This window comes from Polymorphospora sp. NPDC051019 (assembly GCF_040683055.1).
GTDB classification, from domain to species: Bacteria; Actinomycetota; Actinomycetes; order Mycobacteriales; family Micromonosporaceae; genus Polymorphospora; species Polymorphospora lycopeni.
The window spans coordinates 88,583-110,941 of the sequence record NZ_JBFBCH010000016.1 but is presented as its reverse complement, the minus strand read 5'-3'; the positions used below and the strand labels follow the sequence as shown (position 1 = coordinate 110,941).

Annotated in this window: 22 protein-coding genes, 2 tRNA genes and 1 pseudogene; 13 read left to right on the top strand and 12 right to left on the bottom strand. The window is 67.9% G+C overall.

The features are described 5' to 3' along the window. Window positions 1–115: 115 nt before the first annotated feature. The 4 genes from AB0M79_RS25340 to AB0M79_RS25325 form a co-directional block, all read right to left on the bottom strand. Complete coding sequence (locus AB0M79_RS25340; protein WP_364218006.1) at window positions 116–1,585, bottom strand: tyrosine-type recombinase/integrase; 1,470 nt, start codon at window positions 1,583–1,585, stop codon at window positions 116–118. Then, complete coding sequence (locus tag AB0M79_RS25335; RefSeq protein ID WP_364218004.1) at window positions 1,582–1,971, bottom strand: hypothetical protein; 390 nt, start codon at window positions 1,969–1,971, stop codon at window positions 1,582–1,584. Before AB0M79_RS25335 ends, AB0M79_RS25340 begins: the two co-directional genes overlap by 4 nt. Window positions 1,972–2,070: 99 nt before the next feature. Then, entirely contained in the window at window positions 2,071–2,859 is a 789-nt protein-coding gene (locus tag AB0M79_RS25330) for a DUF2637 domain-containing protein (RefSeq protein WP_364218154.1), read from the bottom strand. A 360-nt stretch (window positions 2,860–3,219) separates the two neighbouring features. After that, window positions 3,220–4,104: a replication-relaxation family protein gene (locus AB0M79_RS25325; RefSeq protein WP_364218002.1), complete on the bottom strand. Its 885-nt coding sequence runs from the start codon at window positions 4,102–4,104 to the stop codon at window positions 3,220–3,222. Between the two features lie 952 nt (window positions 4,105–5,056). On the opposite strand from AB0M79_RS25325, the pseudogene AB0M79_RS25320 reads away from it, so the two are divergent. From AB0M79_RS25320 to AB0M79_RS25290, 7 genes and pseudogenes are all read left to right on the top strand, one after another. Further along, window positions 5,057–5,401, top strand: a pseudogene (locus tag AB0M79_RS25320) (cyclic-phosphate processing receiver domain-containing protein); the annotation flags it as partial. 66 nt (window positions 5,402–5,467) lie between these two features. Beyond that, window positions 5,468–5,863: a contact-dependent growth inhibition system immunity protein gene (locus tag AB0M79_RS25315; RefSeq protein ID WP_364218152.1), complete on the top strand. Its 396-nt coding sequence runs from the start codon at window positions 5,468–5,470 to the stop codon at window positions 5,861–5,863. Window positions 5,864–5,983: 120 nt separating this feature from the next. Continuing rightward, window positions 5,984–6,826 carry a hypothetical protein gene (locus AB0M79_RS25310; protein ID WP_364218000.1) on the top strand — a complete coding sequence of 281 codons (843 nt, stop codon included), beginning with the start codon at window positions 5,984–5,986 and terminating at the stop codon, window positions 6,824–6,826. A gap of 137 nt (window positions 6,827–6,963) precedes the next feature. Further along, entirely contained in the window at window positions 6,964–8,439 is a 1,476-nt protein-coding gene (locus tag AB0M79_RS25305) for a Fic family protein (RefSeq protein ID WP_364217998.1), read from the top strand. A 30-nt stretch (window positions 8,440–8,469) separates the two neighbouring features. Next, window positions 8,470–8,832: a hypothetical protein gene (locus AB0M79_RS25300; RefSeq protein ID WP_364217996.1), complete on the top strand. Its 363-nt coding sequence runs from the start codon at window positions 8,470–8,472 to the stop codon at window positions 8,830–8,832. Then, the gene (locus AB0M79_RS25295; RefSeq protein WP_364218150.1) at window positions 8,766–8,957 is read left to right on the top strand and encodes a carbamoyltransferase C-terminal domain-containing protein; all 192 of its coding nucleotides are present in this window, start codon (window positions 8,766–8,768) and stop codon (window positions 8,955–8,957) included. The genes AB0M79_RS25300 and AB0M79_RS25295 overlap by 67 nt, the downstream gene beginning before the upstream one ends. Continuing rightward, window positions 8,954–9,601, top strand: coding sequence for a topology modulation protein (locus AB0M79_RS25290; RefSeq protein ID WP_364217994.1), 648 nt, complete (start codon window positions 8,954–8,956; stop codon window positions 9,599–9,601). Before AB0M79_RS25295 ends, AB0M79_RS25290 begins: the two co-directional genes overlap by 4 nt. 285 nt (window positions 9,602–9,886) lie before the next feature. Here the strand turns inward: AB0M79_RS25290 and AB0M79_RS25285 are convergent, their stop codons facing one another. Beyond that, complete coding sequence (locus AB0M79_RS25285) at window positions 9,887–10,327, bottom strand: NUDIX domain-containing protein (RefSeq protein ID WP_364217992.1); 441 nt, start codon at window positions 10,325–10,327, stop codon at window positions 9,887–9,889. 658 nt (window positions 10,328–10,985) lie between these two features. Between AB0M79_RS25285 and AB0M79_RS25280 the strand changes: the two genes are divergently transcribed. Genes AB0M79_RS25280 through AB0M79_RS25270 form a run of 3 tightly spaced genes read left to right on the top strand, consistent with a single transcriptional unit; the run spans window position 10,986 to window position 12,430 of the window. After that, on the top strand, window positions 10,986–11,546 hold the full coding sequence (locus AB0M79_RS25280) for a DUF6244 family protein (protein WP_364218148.1): 561 nt from the start codon (window positions 10,986–10,988) through the stop codon (window positions 11,544–11,546). After that, window positions 11,543–11,959 carry a hypothetical protein gene (locus AB0M79_RS25275; protein ID WP_364217991.1) on the top strand — a complete coding sequence of 139 codons (417 nt, stop codon included), beginning with the start codon at window positions 11,543–11,545 and terminating at the stop codon, window positions 11,957–11,959. The genes AB0M79_RS25280 and AB0M79_RS25275 overlap by 4 nt, the downstream gene beginning before the upstream one ends. A gap of 12 nt (window positions 11,960–11,971) precedes the next feature. Beyond that, entirely contained in the window at window positions 11,972–12,430 is a 459-nt protein-coding gene (locus AB0M79_RS25270; protein ID WP_364217989.1) for a SitI3 family protein, read from the top strand. Here the strand turns inward: AB0M79_RS25270 and AB0M79_RS25265 are convergent. From AB0M79_RS25265 to AB0M79_RS25250, 4 genes are all read right to left on the bottom strand, one after another. Then, entirely contained in the window at window positions 12,408–12,977 is a 570-nt protein-coding gene (locus AB0M79_RS25265) for an NUDIX hydrolase (protein ID WP_364217987.1), read from the bottom strand. The genes AB0M79_RS25270 and AB0M79_RS25265 overlap by 23 nt on opposite strands. 66 nt (window positions 12,978–13,043) lie before the next feature. Next, window positions 13,044–13,883, bottom strand: coding sequence for a hypothetical protein (locus AB0M79_RS25260; RefSeq protein ID WP_364217985.1), 840 nt, complete (start codon window positions 13,881–13,883; stop codon window positions 13,044–13,046). A gap of 535 nt (window positions 13,884–14,418) precedes the next feature. Continuing rightward, window positions 14,419–15,006: a flavoprotein gene (locus AB0M79_RS25255; RefSeq protein ID WP_364217983.1), complete on the bottom strand. Its 588-nt coding sequence runs from the start codon at window positions 15,004–15,006 to the stop codon at window positions 14,419–14,421. After that, the gene (locus AB0M79_RS25250; protein ID WP_364217981.1) at window positions 15,003–16,472 is read right to left on the bottom strand and encodes a helix-turn-helix transcriptional regulator; all 1,470 of its coding nucleotides are present in this window, start codon (window positions 16,470–16,472) and stop codon (window positions 15,003–15,005) included. The genes AB0M79_RS25255 and AB0M79_RS25250 overlap by 4 nt, the downstream gene beginning before the upstream one ends. A 395-nt stretch (window positions 16,473–16,867) precedes the next feature. Between AB0M79_RS25250 and AB0M79_RS25245 the strand changes: the two genes are divergently transcribed. Beyond that, complete coding sequence (locus tag AB0M79_RS25245) at window positions 16,868–17,731, top strand: helix-turn-helix transcriptional regulator (protein WP_364217979.1); 864 nt, start codon at window positions 16,868–16,870, stop codon at window positions 17,729–17,731. A 19-nt stretch (window positions 17,732–17,750) separates the two neighbouring features. Here the strand turns inward: AB0M79_RS25245 and AB0M79_RS25240 are convergent, their stop codons facing one another. Next, window positions 17,751–18,551 (bottom strand): MarR family transcriptional regulator, encoded by an 801-nt coding sequence (locus tag AB0M79_RS25240; protein ID WP_364217977.1) that lies wholly within the window; start codon window positions 18,549–18,551, stop codon window positions 17,751–17,753. 548 nt (window positions 18,552–19,099) lie between these two features. After that, window positions 19,100–19,175: transfer RNA gene (locus tag AB0M79_RS25235), tRNA-Lys, on the bottom strand. A 180-nt stretch (window positions 19,176–19,355) separates the two neighbouring features. Here AB0M79_RS25235 and AB0M79_RS25230 point away from each other — a divergent pair. Next, the gene (locus AB0M79_RS25230) at window positions 19,356–20,612 is read left to right on the top strand and encodes an Ig-like domain-containing protein (protein ID WP_364217975.1); all 1,257 of its coding nucleotides are present in this window, start codon (window positions 19,356–19,358) and stop codon (window positions 20,610–20,612) included. A gap of 165 nt (window positions 20,613–20,777) precedes the next feature. Continuing rightward, window positions 20,778–22,043, top strand: a complete 1,266-nt coding sequence (locus AB0M79_RS25225; protein ID WP_364217973.1) for an Ig-like domain-containing protein — start codon at window positions 20,778–20,780, stop codon at window positions 22,041–22,043. 50 nt (window positions 22,044–22,093) lie between these two features. Here the strand turns inward: AB0M79_RS25225 and AB0M79_RS25220 are convergent. Then, window positions 22,094–22,169 (bottom strand) — tRNA-His (locus AB0M79_RS25220). Window positions 22,170–22,359: the final 190 nt, after the last annotated feature.

Genomic DNA, 22,359 nt, shown 5'->3' with positions numbered 1-22,359 from the left:
AACCACAGCCGTACCCGGAGGCCCTACCACGTGTCCGCGCGACACACCGAGATCGACTCGGATTCCTGCGCCCTCAACCGAGCCCAGCCACGCCGACCTGGTTCTTCAACGGGCACTAAGCCGGCCTTATCGAGCCACGCTGGCGCGGGACGACCGATGCAGTGGCTTCGGCGGCGGCGTGGGACAGCTCGGGTAGGACGTCACCGTAGTACTTGGCGGTGAAGTGGGGGCTGGAGTGGCGTAGTCGGTTGGAGATGACCTTCATTTGGACTCCGGCGGCGAGGCCCATGGTGGCGGCGCCGTGGCGGAGGTCGTGGAGTCGGATGGGTGGTAGGCCGGCTTGGGCGGCGAGGTGGTGGAAGTGGTCGGTGACGTCGGCGGGGTGTAGTGGGTTGCCGGTCGGGGTGGTGAAGACCAGCCCCGACTTGGTCCAGGTCTCGCCGGCGGCAAGACGTTCGCGGTGTTGCCGGGTGCGGTGGGCGCGTAGGACGGCGATGGTTTCGGCGTCGAGGGCTACGGCTCCTTCGCTGTCGGCGGTTTTGGGTGTGTCGATGGCGGTGGCCCAGCCGAGTTGGACGAGTTGCCAGCGGACCGTGAGGGTGCGGTTGTCGAGGTCGAGGTCGTCCCAGTGCAGGCCGCAGGCTTCGCCTCGGCGGAGGCCGGTGAAGGTGACGAGGTGGTAGAGGGCGTAGAGGCGGTCGCCGGCGTCGTGGGTGTGGTCGAGGAATCGGCCGGTGTGTTCGGGGGTCCAGATCATGACGCGGCTGGGGGTCTTGCCGGTGTCGCGCCAGGTCTTGATGCGTTGGTCGGTCCAGATGGTGGGCTTGGGGGCTCGGGCCCGGGGTAGTTCGATCATGGTGGCGGGGTTGATGTCGATGAGTCGGTGGCGGCGGATGGCGTCGTTGAGGGCTTTGCGCAGGGTGGCGCGGATGCGGTGCATGGTGGCGGGTACGACGGTGCGTTGGCCTTTGACCTGTTCGCGTTTGGCGGGGTCGGGGCTGGCGCGCAGGGTGTTGATGGTGGTGTTGCGTTCGTCGATGGCGTCGTACATTGCGTCGATGTGGCCGGGGCGGAGTCGGTCGATGCGTAGGTGGCCGAGGTACGGGATCAGGTAGAGGCGGATGTGGGCTTCGTAGGTGCGTACGGTGCCTTGCTTGATGCCCTTGCGCCCGGCCAGCCAGCTGTGCAGGTATGTCTCCATGGTGGGTAGTTCGGTGGGGGTGATGTCGAGGTGCAGGGCGCGGCGGATCTGGTCGGGGGTGGGGATGGGTGCGCCGGTCTTGACGGCGGTTTCGATGAGGTCGCCGGTTTTGGTGGTGGCGTAGGTGTCGGTGGGGTCGGGGACGGTGAGGGCTGCCCGGATGCGGTCGAGGACGGCTTCGGCGTCGGCTTGGCTTGGGTGGGGGCCTTGGCGTAGGGGGCGGCGGGTGCCGTCGGCGCGGGCGGGGATTTCGATCTGCCAGTGCCAGTTGCCGTGGTTGCGGGACCAGGCGCCGCCGGCCCGGCGGAGCTGGGGGCAGGATTGCCCCAGTCGCCGGCCGGTGGCGTCGCGGCAGCCGCAGCGTTTGAAGGTGGTGCCCTTCACTCATCGTCTCCCGGGTGCTCGGCGTAGTGCCGCCAGCGGTGGTGGCGGTAGTCCGCTGGTGGCGTGTCCGTTGCATCCACGCTCGCCTCCCCGAGCGGATCAAGTCGCTGGCCGTCGGGGTCGGGGTTGTCGAGTAGGAGGAGTCGGAGCAGGCCGGCGACGGGGACGATGATCCGGCTGCCGGCGCGGATGACGGGTGTGGGGAAGGCGTTGGTGGCGACCAGCCCGTACGCCTGGGACCGGCTGATACCGAGTACGGCCGCGGCGGTCGGCAGGTCGGTGGCCGCGCCGAGCGCGCGAATCCGCTCGGCGGTCCATACCCCGTCGGATGGCCGTTGTGCTGTGGTCGGGTTGTTGTGGTCGGTCGGGATCGGGTTGGCGCTCATGGTGTGGCGTCTCCTGGATGTGGAGTGGCTGGGTGTCGTACGGACGGATCGGTGAGCGGTGCCGGCGCGATGCCCGCTGCCGGACCGGGCCGATCCGGCTCAGGTGCGGCAGGCGCCGGCGGCTGTTCGGTTTTGAGGAGCTTCAGCAGGTGCGATGCCCTGGTGTTCGACACCGGGAACCCCGCCGTGCGCAGGGCTTCGGCCAGGGCGGCGCGGGTCAGCGGCCGCCCCTCGGCGGCGAGTCGTTCGCGGGCACGTCGTGCGGCCGCAAGTAACTCGTCGAGGCCGGCCGTACCGCCGTGGGACGGTCCACGTCGTACGGGTCGGCGTTGGTGTGGTGGTCCGTTGGTCTTGTGGTGGTCCGTTGGTCTTGTGGTGGTCCGGTCCGCTGGGACGGCGGTCCCGACCCGGCTGGTGGACCGTCCGATCGGCGACGGTTCGGACCGGGACCGGTGCCGCGAACGGGTCCCGGCCGTCCGGTGGAGCGGTGTCGGTGGTGGGCCGGTCTCCGGCAGGTGCGTCTGATCGGACGGGACCGGTCGGTTCGGTGGCGGATGCTGTGTCGGCGTAGCCGAGGGCGATCTTGACCATGACGAGGAAGCCGAGCGCGGGTACGGCGGCGGCAATCCAGCCGATCGGTGACGGCTCCGCCTCGACCACCTGCGCGGCCAGGGACAGCGTGACCGCGCAGGCCAGCACCGTCGCCGGGAACACCGTCGACTTACCGGCCCGTTTACGGCGGCGAAGCTCCAGCCCGGAGGCGATGGACATCAACTCCAGGACAATCGCGTCCGCCCAGGCCAACCAGCCCGGCTGTCCGTGAGCGGCAGCGACGTCACGTACGTGGGTGAACGACGCCGCGCCGGCCGCCCCACCGATCGCGAGCATGATCACGATCTGGACCGTGCCCTCAATGCGGCTGGACCGCCGACCGGCGTCCCGGTCGTCAGATGTCGAGGCGGCCGTGGCGGACCACCTCCCCGGACCGAAGCATCCCCGGCACGCGCGGGTCAGGAGCGGACCGGTCCCGCGTGCGGCGGCCGGTCCCCGCGCCCCGGTTCGGGACCGCTATGGGAGCGGACCGGGACCAGGCCGTGGACCGGACGGCGGGCGGCGCGGACGATACCTCTCCCCCATCACAGGCGGGACCGTCCGGTCCTCTCACCGGTCTGTCAGCCGCCACCCGCGAGGCGCTGACAGACCGGTGCCAGCGGAACAGACTCGTGGTGCTGCACCGAGACGTGCGGCTCATGCCGGATCCTTTGGGTGGTCGCGGAGGGCGACGACGTACCCGGCCAGGTCGACCAGCCGCCGCCGCTCCCCCACGTCGCCGGGCGCCGCCCAGACGGCCTCAGCCGGGCACAGTCCCGCCGAGGTCGCGTGGTCGCGGGCACCGGTAGCGACTGGCAACGGCGGCGCCTCGGCCAGCAGGCGGCGCAGGTTCCGCTCCCGGGCGGCCGAGTGCAGCCAGAACAGCACCGGCCACATCCGCCCGATCGTGTCGAACAGATCCCGGTACCCGGCCAGCTTGTCGACCAGCACCGACAGCGGCTCGCCACCGGTGTCGTACTCGACGAAGAACGGCACCACCACACCGTCCTCGACCCAGCGGCCGAAACCGTCCGGACGGACCCGCGGCTGATACGCCCGCACCAACGCAGGATCGTCCGGGCTGGTGAACGCACCGGAGCGCAGGCACGCCGCCTCCGGCAGCCACTCCACCAGCTCCGCGCCAGGGTGGGTGCGGGCGTAGCCAGCCAGGTCGGTGAAGAACCCGTTCACCCCGAGCCGGTGCGCGAGGCTACGGCTCGACGTCCACCGTCGCCGCTGCGCCCGGGCGTGGTCCCGCCTCGGCGGACGCTCGTCCCGGTACGCGGCGACGACCTCGGCACCGCGCTGGTCCAGGACATAGTGGTACGGGTACGAGCCGCCGTCGGGACGCTGTGGCCGGAACCGGGCCACGAGTCCCAAGCCGTGCAGCTTGCGCAGTCGACGCTGACAGAAGTCCAACGACGGGAACAGGGCGTGGGCGAGCTGGAACGAGGTCAGCACCCCGTGGTCGTACAACCAGCCCAGCAGCACCCGATCCCGGGCGGTCACCTGGGACTGCACCCGCAGGATCGGATCATCCACGAGCCATCACCCCCAGCCGACGCCTGTGGGGCTCCCCAGGGGGAGAGACCCGAGACCAGCAGGGTCTGTCGCAGGACCAGCCGGAGGCGCTGACAACCGCGTCGACCTGCGCTGTGAGAAGGAACAGGGGGTCAGTCCGGGGGTCCGCTCCAAGACTGACATCAACCCTGACATCAAGCCTGACCCCCGAACGACGGCCAAGCAGGAATCTGTCACCGCCACCGAACCCGGCAGCGGCAGGAAACACCTGGGAAAACAACGAAACTCCTTCAACGAGAAGATGCGACCGGCACCGCCCCTACGGCGGCACCAGAACGGGGCGCCCGACGGACGCCATCCACTGTGGAACTGTCAACGAACGCGTCGTCCCCGTTCGGGGACGGCTGGAAAGAGAAGGTCAGCACCCACCGCGACCACGACCTACGTAGCCAGGACGGAAGGGGCTCGGGCGATGGGCGAGGCGAGCGGGCGGCGTAGCAGCCGAACCAGCGACGGCCGAGGACAGGGCACGCGCAGGCGGCTGCGCGGCGGTGTGCCTACCGGCTCAACCCGCCGGAAGAAGGTCCTTCATGGTGGCCTCCCATGACTCGATCGACACCGGGTCGACGACCCGCTCACGACGGGCCACAACGACTGCGGGCGCCCCAACGGAGCGCCCACCCATCGACTATATGGCCCGGCAAACAAGACCGCCGCACGGGGAACGTTCATCCAGTACCGCTCGACCAAAGTGCCCCTGTCAAGAACTTTCGCCGGCAGGCGCGGGCCTTCGGCGTACAGGGCTGCGCGGGAAGCCAGTTCCGTGCTGACGTACCGGGACGCCCGGGCATGAGGCGATCTCGCCCTCACCAAGGCGGTGATCATCGGATCGAACACCCGGGCAGGTCGCCCAGTTGCGGCATGTTCGGTACGCCCGTCATGGCACCCCGGAGATGCGAGGCATCATGATCCGGTGACCACCGCCAGGATCATCCTCATCGACGATCTACGCTCGTTCGTCGACGGCCGGCACGCCGAGGTAGCCCGCACCAGCGCAGCCGGGGCCGCACTCCTCGGCCGCTACCGGGACCAACGGCTGGACGAGTTGTGGCTCGATCACGACCTCGGCGAGGACGACACGATCTGGCCCGTCGTGGAGATCCTGGAACGGGCCGCCTTCGAAGAACACCGGTACGACATCGGCGTCATCAACATCCACTCCGCCAACCCGGCCGGCAGCGCGAAGATGGCACAGGCCCTCCGGCACTGGGGCTACCACGTCCGGGTCGTGCCCGGCTCGGCGGACGTCGGCTACCTGGGCGAGTCGGCACTGAACGAGTCTCAGCCAGTCCTTCGGCGGCCGGGCAGACCTCAAGGAGGCCCGGTGGCGACTGTCGATCCGACCCGTTCGCTGGAAGACCTCGAAGGTCACCACTGGGGTGAGGCGTCCGACGGGGCCACCCGGCTGGTGGCGACCGCACATGAACTCCGCAGGAAGCCGATTGGTGAGCTCACCGTCGGAGATCTCCGGCTGCTCATATCGCAGCGGGTAGGGCTCTTCCACCTCGTTCCGATAGCGCTCGACGTGCTGCAGGCCGACCCCATGGCCGAGGGCGACATGTACGAGGGCGACCTGTTACGCGCCGTGCTCCGCAGCGGCCCCGTTTTCTGGGCTGCACACACCGACCTGCTCCAGCGCCTTCACGCCGTCATCGACGCGATCGCCGATCCACCGAAATGGTTGACCACCGACCTTCTCCCGGCTCTCGAAAGCCCGTGAACCCCGTGCCATCGCGCACGTTGGGCACGGATCGCAGGATGGTCGGAGACGCCTCGACAAGCCGAGCACGGCAGCCACGCCAGGGCAACCAACTCGGCCGACCTCCACGATGATGGTGGCGTGAGCGAGCGCATCATCCGCGGGTACGCCGAACGGATGGCCGGGTACCGCCGCGTCCTCGAAGCGAGGTCCACGACGACGTCCGCCGGCCGGTTGCGGGAACTGGCCGCAGACGAGATCCGGCCGGTACGGGTATGGACGGCACGCAACCACAACACCCCGGCAGACGCACTGGACCCGCTGACCCGGGACTCCGACCGGATCGTCCGGTGGATCGCCCTGCTCCACCCGCGGACACCGGCCCACGCCCTCGAGCGGATTGCCCGCGACCACCAGGATCCGTTCGACATCCATTCCTCCACCGTCCGTGACCGGATCGCCCACCACCCGCACACGCCGGACGGACTGCGGCAAGCTCTCGCCCAGGCCGGCGCCTGCCCGAACTGCTCTCCGACATGCCCCGAAGCGCGGACCTACACCCACCGCCACCCCTGGCAATCACGGTACGAACCCGCCGACCGCTTCCGGCGCACCGACGCCGAGCGCGCCGACCAACTGCTGTCCTGGCAGCGCGACGACCAGGCGTTCTTCGCAGCCGGCGCCTGCCACATCCTGGCCTGGGCCTTCCTACAGACCAATCCCGACAGCGGGTACGAAATCCATGGCCTACGAAGGCCCGGCGAAGCACACTGCCACCACGTCTACGTCACCGACGGACTCTGGGCGTTCGACCACTGCGGCTGGACCCTGGCCTCCGAACTGCGCAAGGCGTACCAGTCGGAGAATCTAATCATCCGGTCCGACCTGGAAACGTTCTGCGCCGAACACAACAGTCGGCTACCCCACCAGTTCGCGCACCTTCCATGGCAGCGCGCCCACAACTACATCGCACGCTACACATGACCATCGATCAGGGACCACGCCCGCAACGACAAGGACCAGTGCTCCCTGGCGCACCGATGCGTCCTCATCGATCAATTCGGGTGATCGACTGGAATCAGAATCGAACGATGCCGGCCGCAGTGGCAGGATGCTTGCCGATGACGACGGACGACTCTCGGCAACTGATCCATCCGCGCCTGCTCTCCTGGGCAGATGTCGACTCGGCGCGGCATCCGTTCGACGTCGACGAGACTCTCCATGTCGTGCGTACCCTCGCGCCGCCGGTACCTCCCCCTCTGGTGTGGGCCGGTTACGAGTTGGTCGGCAAAGACGAGGCCGACAAGTGGCGTGAGACGGTGACCCACGCCCTCGCCACCCATTACGGACGCTGGGCCTGTGGCTGGTGTTGGGGGACCGGCGAGGGAGACCACGACGGCGGGCCAGTCGACGGATGGTGCTGCGCCTCCGACTCCATCTCGTCTCCGGACGAGACCCTGGCCCTCGTCGCCGCATCATTGGTCGACTGGCGGGGCTGGCTGGAAGACCTGGCCGAGCGGTTCGAGCGGTTCCGACCGTTGCTCGATCCCGCGCAGGAGCCGGACGACCTCGTCGTCGGCTGGGAGGTCGCCGTCGCCCAGCTCGTGACGGCGACCGTGGACCGCACGCGCAGCGAAAGCGGCTGGTACAATCACTGCGAGCAGGTCCTCACCTGGTTCCTGACCTTCGTCGGCGTGCCGCCGGAGCAGCACTCGACGCTGATCACCCACGCCATCGGTGGACGCTTCCACAGTTGGGTGGAGCCTTCCGTCACCGAAGTCGCCGACGTCGCAGGGCGACTCGCGCAAGAGGTCGTCGCGCATGGGCCGGCCGATCCGTTCAGCCGTGGGCGCCGGCCGGGCGACGACTGGCCGGACACCTGGCCGCAGGACTGGCCCTCCCCACGGGCGACGAACCTGCCAAGCTGGGCCCGGCAATCCCGACGCCGTAAGGACTCGCCGCCCGACGACGACCTGAGCGCATGGCAGAGAATCCGGGAACGCGTCGACTGGCACACCGCCTCCGGGCCGGTCTCCGGCCCGGTCCGCGGCGACCGCGACGGCATCGCCGAGTACGTCGCCCAGCGCGTGGACGGTGGCAGCGAACTGTCCGCCGCACTCGCCCAGGTACGACAGGAGGCGGTCGACGGCGGTCCGCTCACCTTCGCGCGCCTGGCCCGCTGGCAGCGCACCGTGCTCGGCGTACCCGAGGCAGGATTCCGTACCGGTCCCGCCTCGGCCAAGGGCGGCCGCGAACGCTACTACTGGCGGTCGGATCTCCCCGAACTGTTCGAACAGTGCCTGGCCGAGGCGACCGACGACGAACCACCCCTGCCGTCAAGAGCCGCCCGCGTCTACCTCGACGTGGCGTTCTTCCACCCGTTCGACGACGGCAACGCACGCTCGGCCATGCTCGCGCTCTACTACGTACTCGCCCGCGAAGGCGTGGTCCTCGACCGCGCCACGCCGCTACTCATGACGGTCAGGCAGGCACACGACGCACTCGGCGCCGCCGGGCTCATCGGAAAGCTGATCGGCGCCACGCGGGACCGCACCCGGACCTCCCACCCGCACGACGCCGACAACCCACCCCGCTGAACGATCCTTCCTATCCCTGGAGCGCAGACCATGGGAACGTACGCATCCGTTCGCGGCTGGCTCCAGATCGCCTTCGAACAGCGGACAGCCGCCGAGAACATCATCGGCCGGCACCGCCACCCCCTCTACTCCGGCGGCTGGGCCTTCCCGTCAGCGCCGTTCAACTGGACGGTGTACCTGTTCTACGGCGGCGACATCCAACAACACGAACTTCCCTGGCTACACGCGCAGATAACCGAGATGGCCGCGATGCCCCCGATCGACGATGACGGCGACCGCCCCACCGGCCTGTTCCTGGTCACCGACGAACACGGACGAGCCGACACCTGGCAAATCCGAAACGGCGTCCTGAACGAGCGTCCCGCCCCGGTCCTGTCCTGGCTCGACGAGTAGACCGAGCCGGGCCACGCACGCTGGGCAACTGGTCCGTCCTCGCCTCGACCTCTGGGTCCGAAGTCGTGGACCGGCTGAACTGCACGGTGACGTTCTGTGAACCGTTTCGTCCGCTCACCCGGTGATCCTCACCGACAAGCCGCCAACCACGTCCAACTCCGGCAGCCCCTCGTCTCCTGCACCATCCGGATCCGGCATCGCCAAGACCTGCCGTGCCCGCCCGACTCCGCCCCTACTCTGGAAGACCATGGACAGGATCGCCATCATCGGCTGCGGCGGCAGCGGCAAGTCGACGATCGCCCGGCAACTCGCCCAAATCCTCGACGCGCCGCTGACCCACCTCGACGCGATCTACTACGACGAGCAGTGGAACCCGCTGCCTCAAAAGGAGTTCGCCGCCAAGCAGGAAGAACTCGTCACCAGCAAGCGATGGATCATCGAAGGCAACTACGCCGGTACTCTGCCAATCCGGCTGACCACCGCTGATACCGTGATCTTCCTCGACCTTCCCGCCGCCACCTGCCTCTGGGGCATCGCTCAGCGACGACGGCACTACCAGGGCGGCCAGCACCAGGCAGACGGCGTCTACGACCGGATCACCTGGGACTTCGTCCGGTACATCCTCGGCTATCGACGCATGATGCGACCCCGGGTCCGGAACCTCATCCGGGAACATGGGCGCCATGTCCGGCTAATCTCGGTCACCAGCCGCCGCCAAGCCAACCAACTACTCAACCGGATACGAGAACAAACCCAGCCAGTGACCTGACCCAGACGGGACGGGAGGCAACCGGCGTCGGCTAACCCGTTCCTCGATCCCGCTCTGGTCAACGGCGACCTGTACCGGACCGGCGATCGGCTCGCGAAACGCCCCCGTACGCTGCCCGACGCCAAGGTCAACGGGTGGGACGCCGCCGGGGTCCTCGCCTCGGGCGGGCTACTTGCTCTGAACCGCTGGTCTCACCCAACCCTGACTCCCAGGGGGACACCGCACGACGAACGCCGTATCGCGGACCCACGAGGCCGCCCAGCAGGGCGTAGCCCTCATCGTGTCCTACGCCGAGAGCAGTGCCTCCTCGTTGGAGGTAATGAACTCTTTCAGCGCATCCGGCTTGAGATCCACCGTTGAGAGCTTGTCTATCGTCACCCGGTCGAGTTGGTAGTCACCACGCGATGGATCAAGGAACTCCTGACCGGTACGGGCTTCCCCCTTCAGCTGAAGTAGCCGACAGGTGAAGAAGTGCTGGACGGAAACGCCCTCACCGGCGGGGGCGGTGAGCAGGAACACCTGGGCGAACCGATCCGCCTCGGCGCCAAGCTCTTCGTATAACTCGCGGCGAAGTGCGGACTCCAGGGAGACGTCCGTCGACTCCAGACCGCCGCCAGGCGTTGTCCAGTACGGTGTCCGGCCGGGCTTGATCCGCTTGATCAGCACCAAGCGGTCGTCGTCATCCAGAAGAATGGCCCGCACCGACCTACGCACGATCTGACGCACGACTTGCCCCTATCCGCGCACGGGCCGACTCACTAGCAGTAGCGTAAAGGCACCCGGTAGCAGTTCGGACGGGTCCAAGCCGCACCCGCCGACACGACGCTCAAGGTAGTTGATCAATCTCTCCGCCGACAGGGCACCGTGTCCCGGTTCGTTTGCTCGGGCGGCCCCTCGCCGATTGGCTCGAGGCCTAACCGGCATCGCCAGTGGTGGCCTCGGATCCCGGCATCAGCAACTCCCACTCGGCCATTCCGGCCGGCAGCGCAAAGATGGCACAGGATCGTGGTGGTTCGGACCCGTACCTGGCCGGAACGGCGCTCTGAACGAGCGGCCTGCCCCGGACCTGTCCCGGTTTGACGAGGAGATCGATCGACCTGCGCTCTGAGTCGACCGTGGCCCCTGACTGGCAAAGACACTCGTACGGTCGAACTCGAGGGCGAAACCGGCGCGCGCGGACCCTTGTGCATCTGGCCCACCAGCGACTTCACTACCTGTTGTGGAAGTTGACAGCCTGTCGCACGTCGAGAAGGTCAGCGGCGAACTCGGCATCATAGCGGCCGGGGTCGCGAAAGCTCGAGAACTGACAGTCGCAGTCGACCGTCAGGCGCAGGAGGCGGTTCTACGTGCCCTGACCGCCGGCTTCGCGGCGGTCGCGACTTCCATGACCCAGGTCCGGGAAACCGTGGCAACGGTTCAGGGCAGCCTCGCGAGCCTCGCGGGGGCGACCGACGAGGCGCGGACGAGCACCGCGACAGTTCCGCACGAAGCAAGTCCCGACGCAACGGTCGCGAGCCTGAGTTTCGTCCGAGACGCAGTCGACCGCACCCGTGATGCCACAGCCAGGACCGTCTCCCAGGTCGGCGACGCACAACAACTTGTCGTCAGAACCCTGCACGGCGGCGAGCCTGGACCAATGCTCCAGGCGCTGGAGGCCGTCAAGCAAGTGCTGCTGATGGTCCTCCAGAAGGTCGAGACCGCCCTACAACTCGTTAATGCGGCGACCGCCGAGGCACGACAGTTGGGATCTGCGGGAAAACCGTCGGGGCTGGCGGGCCTGTCCCGACCAGCCCTACTCCTGCCACCGCGGAAACCCCGAACTCGACGGCTCCCGACCAGAACAACAGCGTTCCGACCGGCTCCACGTCGACGCCCCCTTGGAGCAGAGTCCCCACCGGGTCCCCCGGCGGCAAGCCGACCGGCCCGCGCACCAGAATCCCGGTGAAGGCCGATGACAGCGTACGGCGTTCCCTGCAACTGGAGAACGAATGCGCCGACACGCTTGCCCACAAGGGATACCAGGTCCATCAAAACCCAACGCGACCGGAGATTGCCGAGGCTCGACACAACACCGGCGACACCGGTAGTCCGGACAAGGATCCGGATTACCTGATCGAGGGGCACGTCTTCGACTGCTACTCCCCCAAGCCCACCAAACCTCCTCGCGGAGTTTGGTCCGAAGTCCGCGATAAGATCGACAGCCGGCAGACCCAGCGCGTCGTTCTGAATCTCGAGAACTGGCGTGGCGACCTTGGGGCTCTCCAGAAGCAGTTCGACGACTGGCCGATACCGAACCTCAAAGAACTGTCAGCGCTCACCCGAGGTGGCGCCACCCTAGAGTTCGTCAGGCGAGATTAAGGACCGGCAGACGTGGCTATCGAATACCGACTGACCCTCGAAGGGGACATCCCTCTGGAGCAGGTGGCCGAACTGGCTGCCCCGGAGGCCACCGAAGCGCCCGCGTCGCCTGACGCGCCCCGCCTGTTCACCGCCGACCTATACGACCGGTACGGGTACGCGGTCAGCATCTACGCGGGCCGGAACGGCTACTACGACGCCGAGAGCGACGGCTCCGACTGGGAATGGGAACCGGAAACATACGTCAACGTCAGCTTCCGAATGGCCAAGAACGACCCGTCGGAGCGGGGAACTCCGAACATGGTGGTGGCCGTGGCAAGGATCCTGGCCGGCCGGCCCGAGGACGCCGCACTGGTCCTGAACGGCAACTGGCTGCTACTGACGCGCGTCAACGGCGCGATCCGCAAGAGCAGGCAGTCATGGTGGACGACCTACGACGCCGACAAGTTCATTCCTCACCCGTCTGAATAGGACCGGAGTTCCACACCAAACTTGCCGTCAGCGGATAGCCGTTGACGAGGTATTGGACCCGCCCGGTGTTCTTCGCGTCGAGGGCTGCGGTAAGCCGGCGGCCGACGTACGGGCGAAGTCGTCGGTAAGCCTGGTCAACGGCGCAGAATTCGTAGGCTGTCAGCTCGCCGTCGCGTGGGGCGAGCCCGGCAGCCTGCTCGTGGGTGAGTCGGCCACCGTCGAAGACGAAGGCGAGTAGGTCGTCCCAGGGGTCGTGGGGCGCGACCCAGTCGATGCAGAGCAGGGGTCCGGGTTGTAGGTCGAGGCCGAGTTCTTCGGCGAGTTCGCGCCGTACGGTCTCGTGGGGCGGTTCGTTGGCTTCGGCCATCCCACCGGGCAGATCCCAGTCCGGCTTGTAGCTCGGATCGACCAGAAGTAGCCGGTTATCGGGGTCGCGGAGGATGACGTCGGCGCTGACCCGTTTACGGGGCTGGGTGGCGTTACCTTCGGCCAGGTAGGCCCGCCACGCCTCGGGGTCGCGTCCGTACAGCGGTGGGTCGGGGTTCATGTGGCCGCTTTCCAGGCCCTGGGCTGATGGCGGTCGGGTGGCCTGCGGGCCGGCATCGACCCGTGCCTACGCATGCCGAACGGCATTGCGATGGCGTCGCCACAACAGCACGACCCAGTCATTGGCCCCGGCGGGCGGCTCAACGTCGATTCGGAACGTCGGCGCCGTCTCTACCAGATGAAAAAGTGTCCAGGCCAGGCCGTAGCAGTTGTCGACGCCGAAGCAGTCGACCAACAACCGCGCCTCGTCGTCGCTGACCGATCCGGTGATCCGGTGCAGACGCCGCTCGTACTCTTCCAACTCCTCCTGCCCAGCGGCGTCCTCGGCGGGGAGCGGGCCCAGATCCACGAAGGCGCGCACCTCCGCCCGTACCGTGGACGACGGTCGGGGTCGACCGACCGTCGTCCAGTCCGTCGGAGCGGGCGCTACGAGTTCGCCTGCCTCGAACCGACCGAGCCGGCGAAGGATCTCCGGCAGATCCGAAGCGGGAAAACAGACCTGGAGCAGCCTGAGCTGGAACCGCGACTCCCTGGTCTCGTCAAACATCGCGATATCCATCGGCTTGACGTTGACGTCCCACGCGTCCGGGGCGGCCCAGTGCGTCATCCGTACGTAGAAGGCGTCACGCGGCCCTGATCTCGCGACAGCGTCGAGGAACCGGAGGCCGTCCTCGATCGGGAAGTCGACGAACGCCCATCCTTTGCGGGCCTCCATGTACGTTGCCATGTGCGGCAGCACGTCCAGCCAGTCAGCGTTACTCTCACCGGCGTCCTGACAGCTCGTCAGCGTCTCGAATTCGTTACGCCAGAGAGCCTCGACGACTGGCGCCAGCATCTCGTCGATGTGGGCGCTACGGTCACCAACGCGGACCTCCCGCACGGGGTGGACCTGGATCGCTTCCGTCACCAGCAGCAGGCTACTCCCCCACCGCCTGCCACAGATGATCCTAATAAACGATCTGCCCTGCCCCGACGAACCGTTGAGGACAGTGCCGACGTTGCCGGCCGCTCAGCCGGGCCGTTCCCGGGCGGTCTCGCCGCCTGGGCTGGCGGTTGCTGATGGCCATGCCCAGTGCGTTGGTCACCAACGTGGCCGTCTGCGTAGCGTCGATGGATTAGCCGACGACCCCGAGGGAGAAGGTGTCGAGCACCACCGCGCAGTACACCTTGCCCTCCGGGTCGGGGTCTGTGGATGCAACGGCACCTCTCTGTGTCAAGGCATTGGCGTCAGAGAGGTCTCCGTGTCTTTGATCATGGTCCGGTAGACGACGTCCGCGAGGCGGCGTTTCAGGCAGCGCATGGCCTCTTTGTGGGTCTTGCCCGCCGCTCGTTCGCGAGACAGGCCCGACAACCAAACTGGGCCCAGTCACGACGGCCGATCAGAGAAAAACTCCTTCGGTGTGAACTTGTCGGCAGGACCGTCCGTTCGGCCGCGTACGAGGTCAGCCGGGGTGTTGCGGTCGCTCGGGGTCGGGTTTGGTTGCTGGCGTTGCTGTACTTCGCTGCTGTACCGCTGCCAGGCCGGCGTGCCAGGGGAATCGGGCGATCTGTTCGCCGCCGGTCCCTGGTGGGTGCGGAATGAATCCACCGGGTCCGAGTAGGACGGCGACATCTTCGCCGCGTAGTGCTTCGACGGCGTGTTGGAAGGGCTGTCGTGCCGCGAGGGCTTGGTTGACGAAGGGCAGGATCACGGTCGGGGTCCGGCGGCCGATGGCTTCGGCGGCGACGTTGAGGGCGTAGGTGTCGTTGATGCCGAGGGCGAGTTTGTTGATCGTGTTGTAGGTGGCGGGTGCGATCAGGACCGCGTCGTCCTGGCTGCGGCGGGTGCGCGGTTGGCGGGGGCGGTAGTCGCTGCGTACCGGGGTGCCGGTCTGCTGTTCGAGGGCGTTGGTGTCGATGAAGTCGAGTCCGGCCGGGGTGGCGATGATCCGTACGGTCCAGCCGTCGGTGTGGGCGAGGTCGACGAGGGTTCCGACGTCGGGTGCGGGTCCGGCGCCGCAGACGATGACGCACAGGGTTTTGGTGGTCATACGGGGGCGCCGATGGTCTGGGCGTATTCGATGGCGCGTCGTTGGGTGCTTGGCGGGCAGGTGTGGGTGATGTCGGACAGGAGGCGGTGTACGGCTTTGCGTGCTCGGACTTCTTCTGGGGCGTGTTGTTCGGCGTCCTGGATGGCGTCCAGGGCTTTGTCGTGTTTGCCCCATTGGGTGAATGCCTTGGCGGTGTCGATGAGCAGGGTGGCTCTGCGTTCGGCGATCGGTACCTGGTGCAGGTCGATGGTGGCGGCCAGGTCGACGGCGGTTCCGGCGTCGCCGAGCCTGACGGCTGCGGAGACGCGGTGCATGGTGACGTTGGTGGGGCCGAACGCGGTCCAGTGTTGGTTGTCGTCGCGCCCGAGGCGGTGGGCGGCCTGGTCGGCTTCGTCGAGGAGTTCCTGGGTCTTGTGCCGGTCCTGGACCTGGGCGGCGGCGACGGCTGCGCGCAGGGTCAGGGCTCCGTACACCGAGATCGCTCCGCTGGTGGCGTTGTCGGTGTCGCGGCCGAGTTGGTTGGCGGCGGTGACGGCGATGTTGATGGCCTGGATGGGATGTCCGGCGGCGGAGAGGGTGTGGACGACGGCGCGGGCGCTGGAGGCGACGGCGAGGGGGTGACCGCTGTGGCGGGCGGCGTTCATGGCCCGGTCGGCGGCCACTGATGCCAGTGCGGGTTCGTCGAACTTCAGCAGCAGACCGCTGGCGACCTGGTGAATCGCGGCGACCATGGTGTCGAGCAGGCGGCGTTGGTCACCGTCGTAGAGGGTTCTGGCCTGCCGGACGACCGCGAGCAGTTCCGGGACCGCGTCGAGGGCCTGGTGGTATCGGCTGTGCTGGTACGCGTGCCGTACCGCCGCGACTCTCGTCTGAAGATGCTCCAGAGGTGGGATCTGGTCCGGGGTGAGACCGGTTGAGGTCAGCAGCGCGGCGATCAGTCGGCCGGTGCCGGTCGGCCGTTGGCCGGCCGAGGCTGCGATACAGGCGAGTGGGCCTCCGGCGCGGAGCAGCGTTCGTCGGTCGAGCGTCCCGCTTCCTGTTGCCGATCGGCGGGGGGTGCCGCTGGCGTTGGGGTCCGGGCTCGGTGTCGCGGTCGGCGTGACAGTCCGGTCGTTCTCCTCGGGCAGGAGGAACCAGCGCAGGTTGGCGGGAATCTGGAGCAGCCTGGCCCACTGGTAGAGGCGGTCGAGATGCATGGGCGCCTTGCCGTTTTCGATCTGGCTGAGCTTGGGCTGGCTCATCCCGCACCAGGCGGCGACGACGGTTTGGGCGACCGGGTGCCGGCCGTGCCACGGGTGGTAGCGCCAGGCCCGGATCACCTTGCCGATATGCCGGCTCGACAGGGCGCGTCGCAGAGGGGGATGGTTCCAGAAGTCCGCTGGTACCTGCGGCGGGCCGTCGACTCCCCGCTCCCGCGCGCCACAGCCGGCACAGACCACCTCACGGTTGTCCCGCGCGAGCCGCACATCACAACGCACACACCGACGGCCCGCATCGTCGACCCCCGTGCCCATCATCGGCCCCCATACGCTCCGCCGCCGATCCGACATCGATCACCGTACCGGTAGGCGGGTTCCAAAGACGGCCGGAACCGACCGCCTCAAGGCCTGCGATTGGGCTGGTCGGGGATTTGGCACACGATATTCGGAATCCTGATAGAGATCCTTTCGAGGCGCTTATGCCGGCCAAGCCGGATGCGGACTGTCGAGCCCGCCGGCACGAGGAGAAGGTTGGTTCCGCGCCGCACGTCGAGCCTGTGCTCCACAAGGGATGGCACACGGACGTTGGTATCCCACGCTCTCCCTCGACAGCTGCGTGCGCAACACATCCACGCCCGTACCTCTGACGGAAGGTGCCCCCTGTGCCGTTCAAGGAACCCGTCCGCAAGACCCTGCGCGCCCAGTGGCTCGGCTACCTCATGCGCGAGTTACGCCGCGAACGCGGCGTCACCCTGAAGGAGGCGACCGAGTACCTGAACCGCGACCATTCGGCCCTGGCGAGGTACGAGCGGGCAGAGTGGCCGTTCAAGCGTGACGACGTGATGGCCCTGCTCGACATCTACGGCGTCGACGACCCCGACCGCCGGGCGAGGATCCTGAAGCTGTCCGAGGAGTGCTGGCGCACCGGGGAGTGGGATCTCGACTACGCCGACGAGCGCTACAACCGCGGCTACGTCGACCACGACTGGCTTGAGGAACACGCCACCAGCATCAACGTCTACGCCACCCACCTACTCCCCGACCTGCTCCAGACCCCCGCGTACACGGCGCACGTGATCCAGTTGCGGGAGCGGACGAAGAAGCGCACCGAGCACCAGGGCCGACTCGTGGACAAGCTCATCGCCCGGCAGCGGGCGTTCGAGGCCCGCACCAACCGCCTCAACATCGTCATCGACGAAGCCGCCCTCCACGTCAAGACGCCCGACCCGGACCTGATGCGCGAACAACTCGCACACGTCGCCGCCCTCGCCCAAAGGACCCGGATCAACATCCAGGTCATCCGGTCCGAGGTGAACACCGCCGCCCGCGCCTGGGGGCCGTTCGAGCTGTTCCTGATGCCGGACCCGTACCCGGAGGTCGGCTACCTCGACAACCTCGCCGGCCGCATCTACGTCGAAACCCCACACAGCAAACGCTTCGTCCTCGCCTACGAACAACTCCAGCAAGCCGCTCTCAACCTCAGCGACTCCATCAGAGTCATCCGCCAGGCGGCCGAGCAGGCGTAGGCCGCGCAAGCGTCGCGGTTCAGGGCGCGAGATCGATCAGGCGCCGACGGGTGCCGGCCTCGCCCGGCACCCGCCACACCGCCTCGTTCGGCCACTGCCGGACCAACAGCTCGATGTTGGTGGTGGCGATCGGCGCCCGGACCGGTCGACGGGCCAGGTCTTCGAGAAGGTGGTCCTCGTAGTCGGTGTCGCGGGCGACGAGCAGGACCGCGCCGACGGGTACCGCCGGATCGGTCCGGCGGTACCCGGCCAGCAACACGTCCAGGCCGGCCGCGCGCTGCTCCTCCTCGCTCAACAGGCCGCTGATCCGGGCGTTGTCGACGTGGACCAGGAACCGCAGACAGCGGCCGTCCTCCAACCACACCCCGAAGCCGTCGGCGCGCAGATGCGCGAGGCCGTGCCCGCGCAGCCACACCGACGTGTCCATCGTGGTCAGCCACCCGAACAGCTCGCACCGGCCCGGATTCTGCCGCGACATCTCGACCAACGGCAGGAACAACAGCCCGTCCGCGTCGCTCCAACGCCGCCGCCCCAGTTGCAACGGCACCGGCCGCCCCGACGCCGCCAGGTCACGGCCGACCAGATCGGCACCTTCGGCGGTGACGCCGTACCACCAGGTGTGGGTACGGTCCTCGTCGGACCGTCGCCGCTCCACCAACCCCAAGCCGTGCAACCGCGTCAGATCCCGGTGTGCGGTCAGCCGGGGCACCCCGACGGCCACCGCCACCTCGACCGTCGTCGCGATGCCGTGCAGCGCCAGGAACGACAGGACCCGCCACTGCCGCGACGTCAGCCGGCGCGAGACAGCCCGATCCCCCATCCACCAATGATCCACCGACCGGCCACCGACTTCCGCCGCCGACCACGTTCTGTAGTCACCGCCGCCGGGGACAGGCTCGCCTCTGAGGACCGCCAGCCCGGCGGATCACGCCACCGGAACCAGCCCGACAGGGCGATGGGACCGCTCCGCAAAACCCCCGCATCTCCCAATCGGGCTTTGTCAGAGGTTTTCCATGATCGTTGTTCAACAGATCAGCCGAAGAGACGAAGACGAAAGTAGTAAAAGAAACAAAACGACGCCGCCCATTTGATCTTCAAAACAGCCGCCCACCACGCCCACACGGGCCGCCTCAGACGCCGGAACGGCACCACCGACCACCCCGCCAGCCCCACGGCCCGACCCGCACGACAACAAAAACCAACTACCCTGCGTCACCAACAGCGAGATTAGAACGCCGACACAAAGCCGGACATACCGGCCAAAATCGCGAACCCGCTCCCGAGCACCCACCGAGCGCCCAGCCCCTAACCCAAAACATGAAAAAGGCTCTGATCTGGTTTGAAATCCCAGCTCAGAGCCTTGATCGTTGGTGCGCCGCCAGGGACTCGAACCCCGAACCCGCGGATTAAGAGTCCGCTGCTCTGCCAGTTGAGCTAGCGGCGCTCTCTGACAACGGGGGAAACCCTAGCACGCTCACCCGGGCCCCTTCCAACCAGTTCGCCTCCCACACCATCCGTGTGGTTGACGTGACACCGCCACCCGGTCTGGCACCGTGTCGGCGGGGCACGCGCCCTTTCCTCCGTCGTGCACGATGTGCACAGCGACGAGTGAATCGGGGTTGTAATGGGCAGGGTCTGGCGGTTCGTGGCCGTACTGGCGGTGGTCGCGCCTCTGGCGTTGACCGGGTGTGCGGGCGACGACAAGCCGCGGTTCGGCAGCGCTCCCTCCGGTGCGGCGCCCACCTCCGCTCCCCCGGTGCCGTTCGAGTTCTCGGTGACGCCGGCCGCCGATGCCAAGAACCTGCCGATCAGCACGGAGGTCGGCACGCTGGTCAAGGGTGGGACGGTCACCTCGGTGACGCTGACGGAGACGGGTGGCACGAAGCAGATCGAGGGCGCGTTGCGGGACGACCAGTCGTCGTGGGTGCCGGCGAGCCCGTTGAAGTACTCGAAGTCCTACACGGCGACGGTGACGGCGACGAGCGCGGCCGGGCAGGCCGAGACGAAGACGACGACGTTCACGACGATGGCGAAGTCGGGTTCGACGACCGGCACGGGCCTTTACCTGTTCGACGACCGCGAGTACGGCGTGGCGATGCCGGTGGTGGTCGAGTTCCATCCGGGGGTGAAGAAGGAGGACCGGGCGGCGGTGCAGCAGCGGATGTTCGTGAAGACGGATCCGCCGCAGCCGGGTGCCTGGCACTGGGTGGAGAACGGCACGCAGGTCTTCTACCGGGCGCCGGAGTTCTGGCAGCCGGGTACGACGTTGTCGGTGCGGATCGCGGTCGGCGGGCATCCGACGGCCAAGGGCCGGTACGGCGACATGGACCGTAAGGCGACCGCGAAGATCGGCGGGAAGCTGGTGATGGAGGTCGACAACGCCACGAAGCAGATGTCGGTTTTCAAGGACGACCAGTTGATCAAGACGATGCCGGTCAGTCTGGGTAAGCAGAGCACCCCTTCGTCCAGCGGCACGATGATCGTGATGGAGAAGAAGGAGGAGACGGTCTTCGACACGTTCGCCGAGTTGGGGCCGGAGTTGGGTTACCGGACCGATATCCAGTTCGCGCAGCGGCTGACCTGGGGTGGCGAGTACATTCACGCGGCGCCGTGGTCGGTGGCCGACCAGGGGCGGCGCAACGTGTCGCACGGGTGCGTGAACCTGGCGACCGACAACGCGCGGTGGCTGTTCCAGCAGACCAAGATCGGCGATCCGGTCACCGTGAAGGGCACCGAGCGCAAGCTCCAGGCGGGTAACGGCTGGACGGCGTGGGACCTGACCTGGGAAGAGTTCGTCAAGGGCAGCGCGTTGCCGGTGGCGGCCGATCTCGGCCCGCGGACGGCGGAACCGGGTGCGACGCCGACGGTGGCCGCAGGCTAAATTCTTCGCGGGCGCCGCACACAAAGCGATCGACCGGTAAATCGGGTTTTGTCCCGATTTGCCGGTCGACTTTTTGGTGCTTCTCGTCTCGGCATGAAACCGGGACTTGCCGCTTTCCGTCTCTGAGAGACGATGGTTGTCGAGAGCGACTTTTGTGAGGGAGCCATGCGACCGAACCGAATGCAGCGGACACAGCACGCCCGTCGGGCGCTGGCGGCGGCCGTACTCGTCGGGGCGGTGGCACTGACGTCGGCCTGCTCCGGCGGCGGCAACGGCCCCTCGTGGCAGGGCGGCGGGCAGCAGCAGGAGCAGGGACCCAAGGCGACCGCCGCGATCACCGTGCCGGCCGCCGACGCCACGGACGTGCCGGCGTCGACCGAGATCACCTTCACCACCGAGGGCGCCACCCAGAGCACGGTCGAGCTGAAGGACGCCGCCGGCGAGGTCGTGGAGGGCGCGCTGACCGCGGACGGCAAGAGCTGGCTGCCGTCGGGGCAACTGGAGTACGGGACCGCCTACACGGCGACGGTGACGGCCACCGGCGACGACGGCAGGCCGGTGACGGCCAGCCACTCGTTCACCACCATGGCCAAGCCGGCCAACCAGGTGCGGGTGACCAGCTTCATGGGTGACGACCAGGTGGTCGGGATCGCGATGCCACTGATCCTGCGGTTCAGCCGGGCGATCCCGGAGGACTACCGCGACGACGTGCAGCGGCGGCTGACGGTGCGCACCGAGCCGGCGCAGGAGGGCATCTGGAACTGGGCCAGCCCGACCGAGGTCCGGTTCCGCCCGAAGGAATACTGGCAGGCGAACACCAAGCTGTTCTACAAGGCGCAGACCGGTGGCCTGCCGATGGGCGACGGCTGGTACGGCCGGGCCGATCTGACCATCGACGCCAAGGTGGGTGCGGCGGTGGAGATGGTCGTCGACAACGCGTCGAAGAAGATGACGGTGACCAAGGACGGCGCCGTGATCAAGACGATCCCGATCAGTCTGGGCAAGCAGAGCACCCCGTCGTCGAGCGGCACGATGGTCGTGATGGAGAAGCTCAAGGAGACGGTCTTCGACACCTTCGACGAGCTGGGCCCGGAGGAGGGCTACCGCACCGACATCGAATACGCGCAGCGGCTGACGTGGGGTGGCGAGTTCATCCACGCGGCGCCGTGGTCGGTGGCCGACCAGGGTCGGCGCAACGTCTCGCACGGCTGCGTCAACATGTCGAACGAGAACGCGAGCTGGCTGTTCAACCAGACCCGGGTCGGTGACCCGGTGACGGTCAAGGGCACCGAGCGCAAGCTCCAGCTCGGCAACGGCTGGACCGACTGGAACGTTAGCTGGGACGAGTACGTCAAGGGCAGCGCGCTGCCGTACGAGCCGGCGACCGACACCCCGGCGACGCCGGACGCGAGCGCCACGCCGGGCAACTGAGCGAAGCGAAAGGGCCGGTCAGGAGATCCTGACCGGCCCTTTCGACCTACTGGGGTGACCGAGGGGACTTGAACCCCCGACATCCGGGACCACAACCCGGCGCTCTACCTGCTGAGCTACGGCCACCATGCAACCGGTTCCGTGAGCGGGGCTCGCGGGACGGTGCCGCACAATGATAGCCACACCGGTACCCCCGCCGTCGAGTGGGTTCCGGCGCGCCGCGCCGGCCCGTCCCCGCCGGGCAACCGGGACCCTGCCGGGCCGGGACCGGACCCCGCCAGTCCGGGACCGGACCCGGCCGAGCACGGCCGGACCG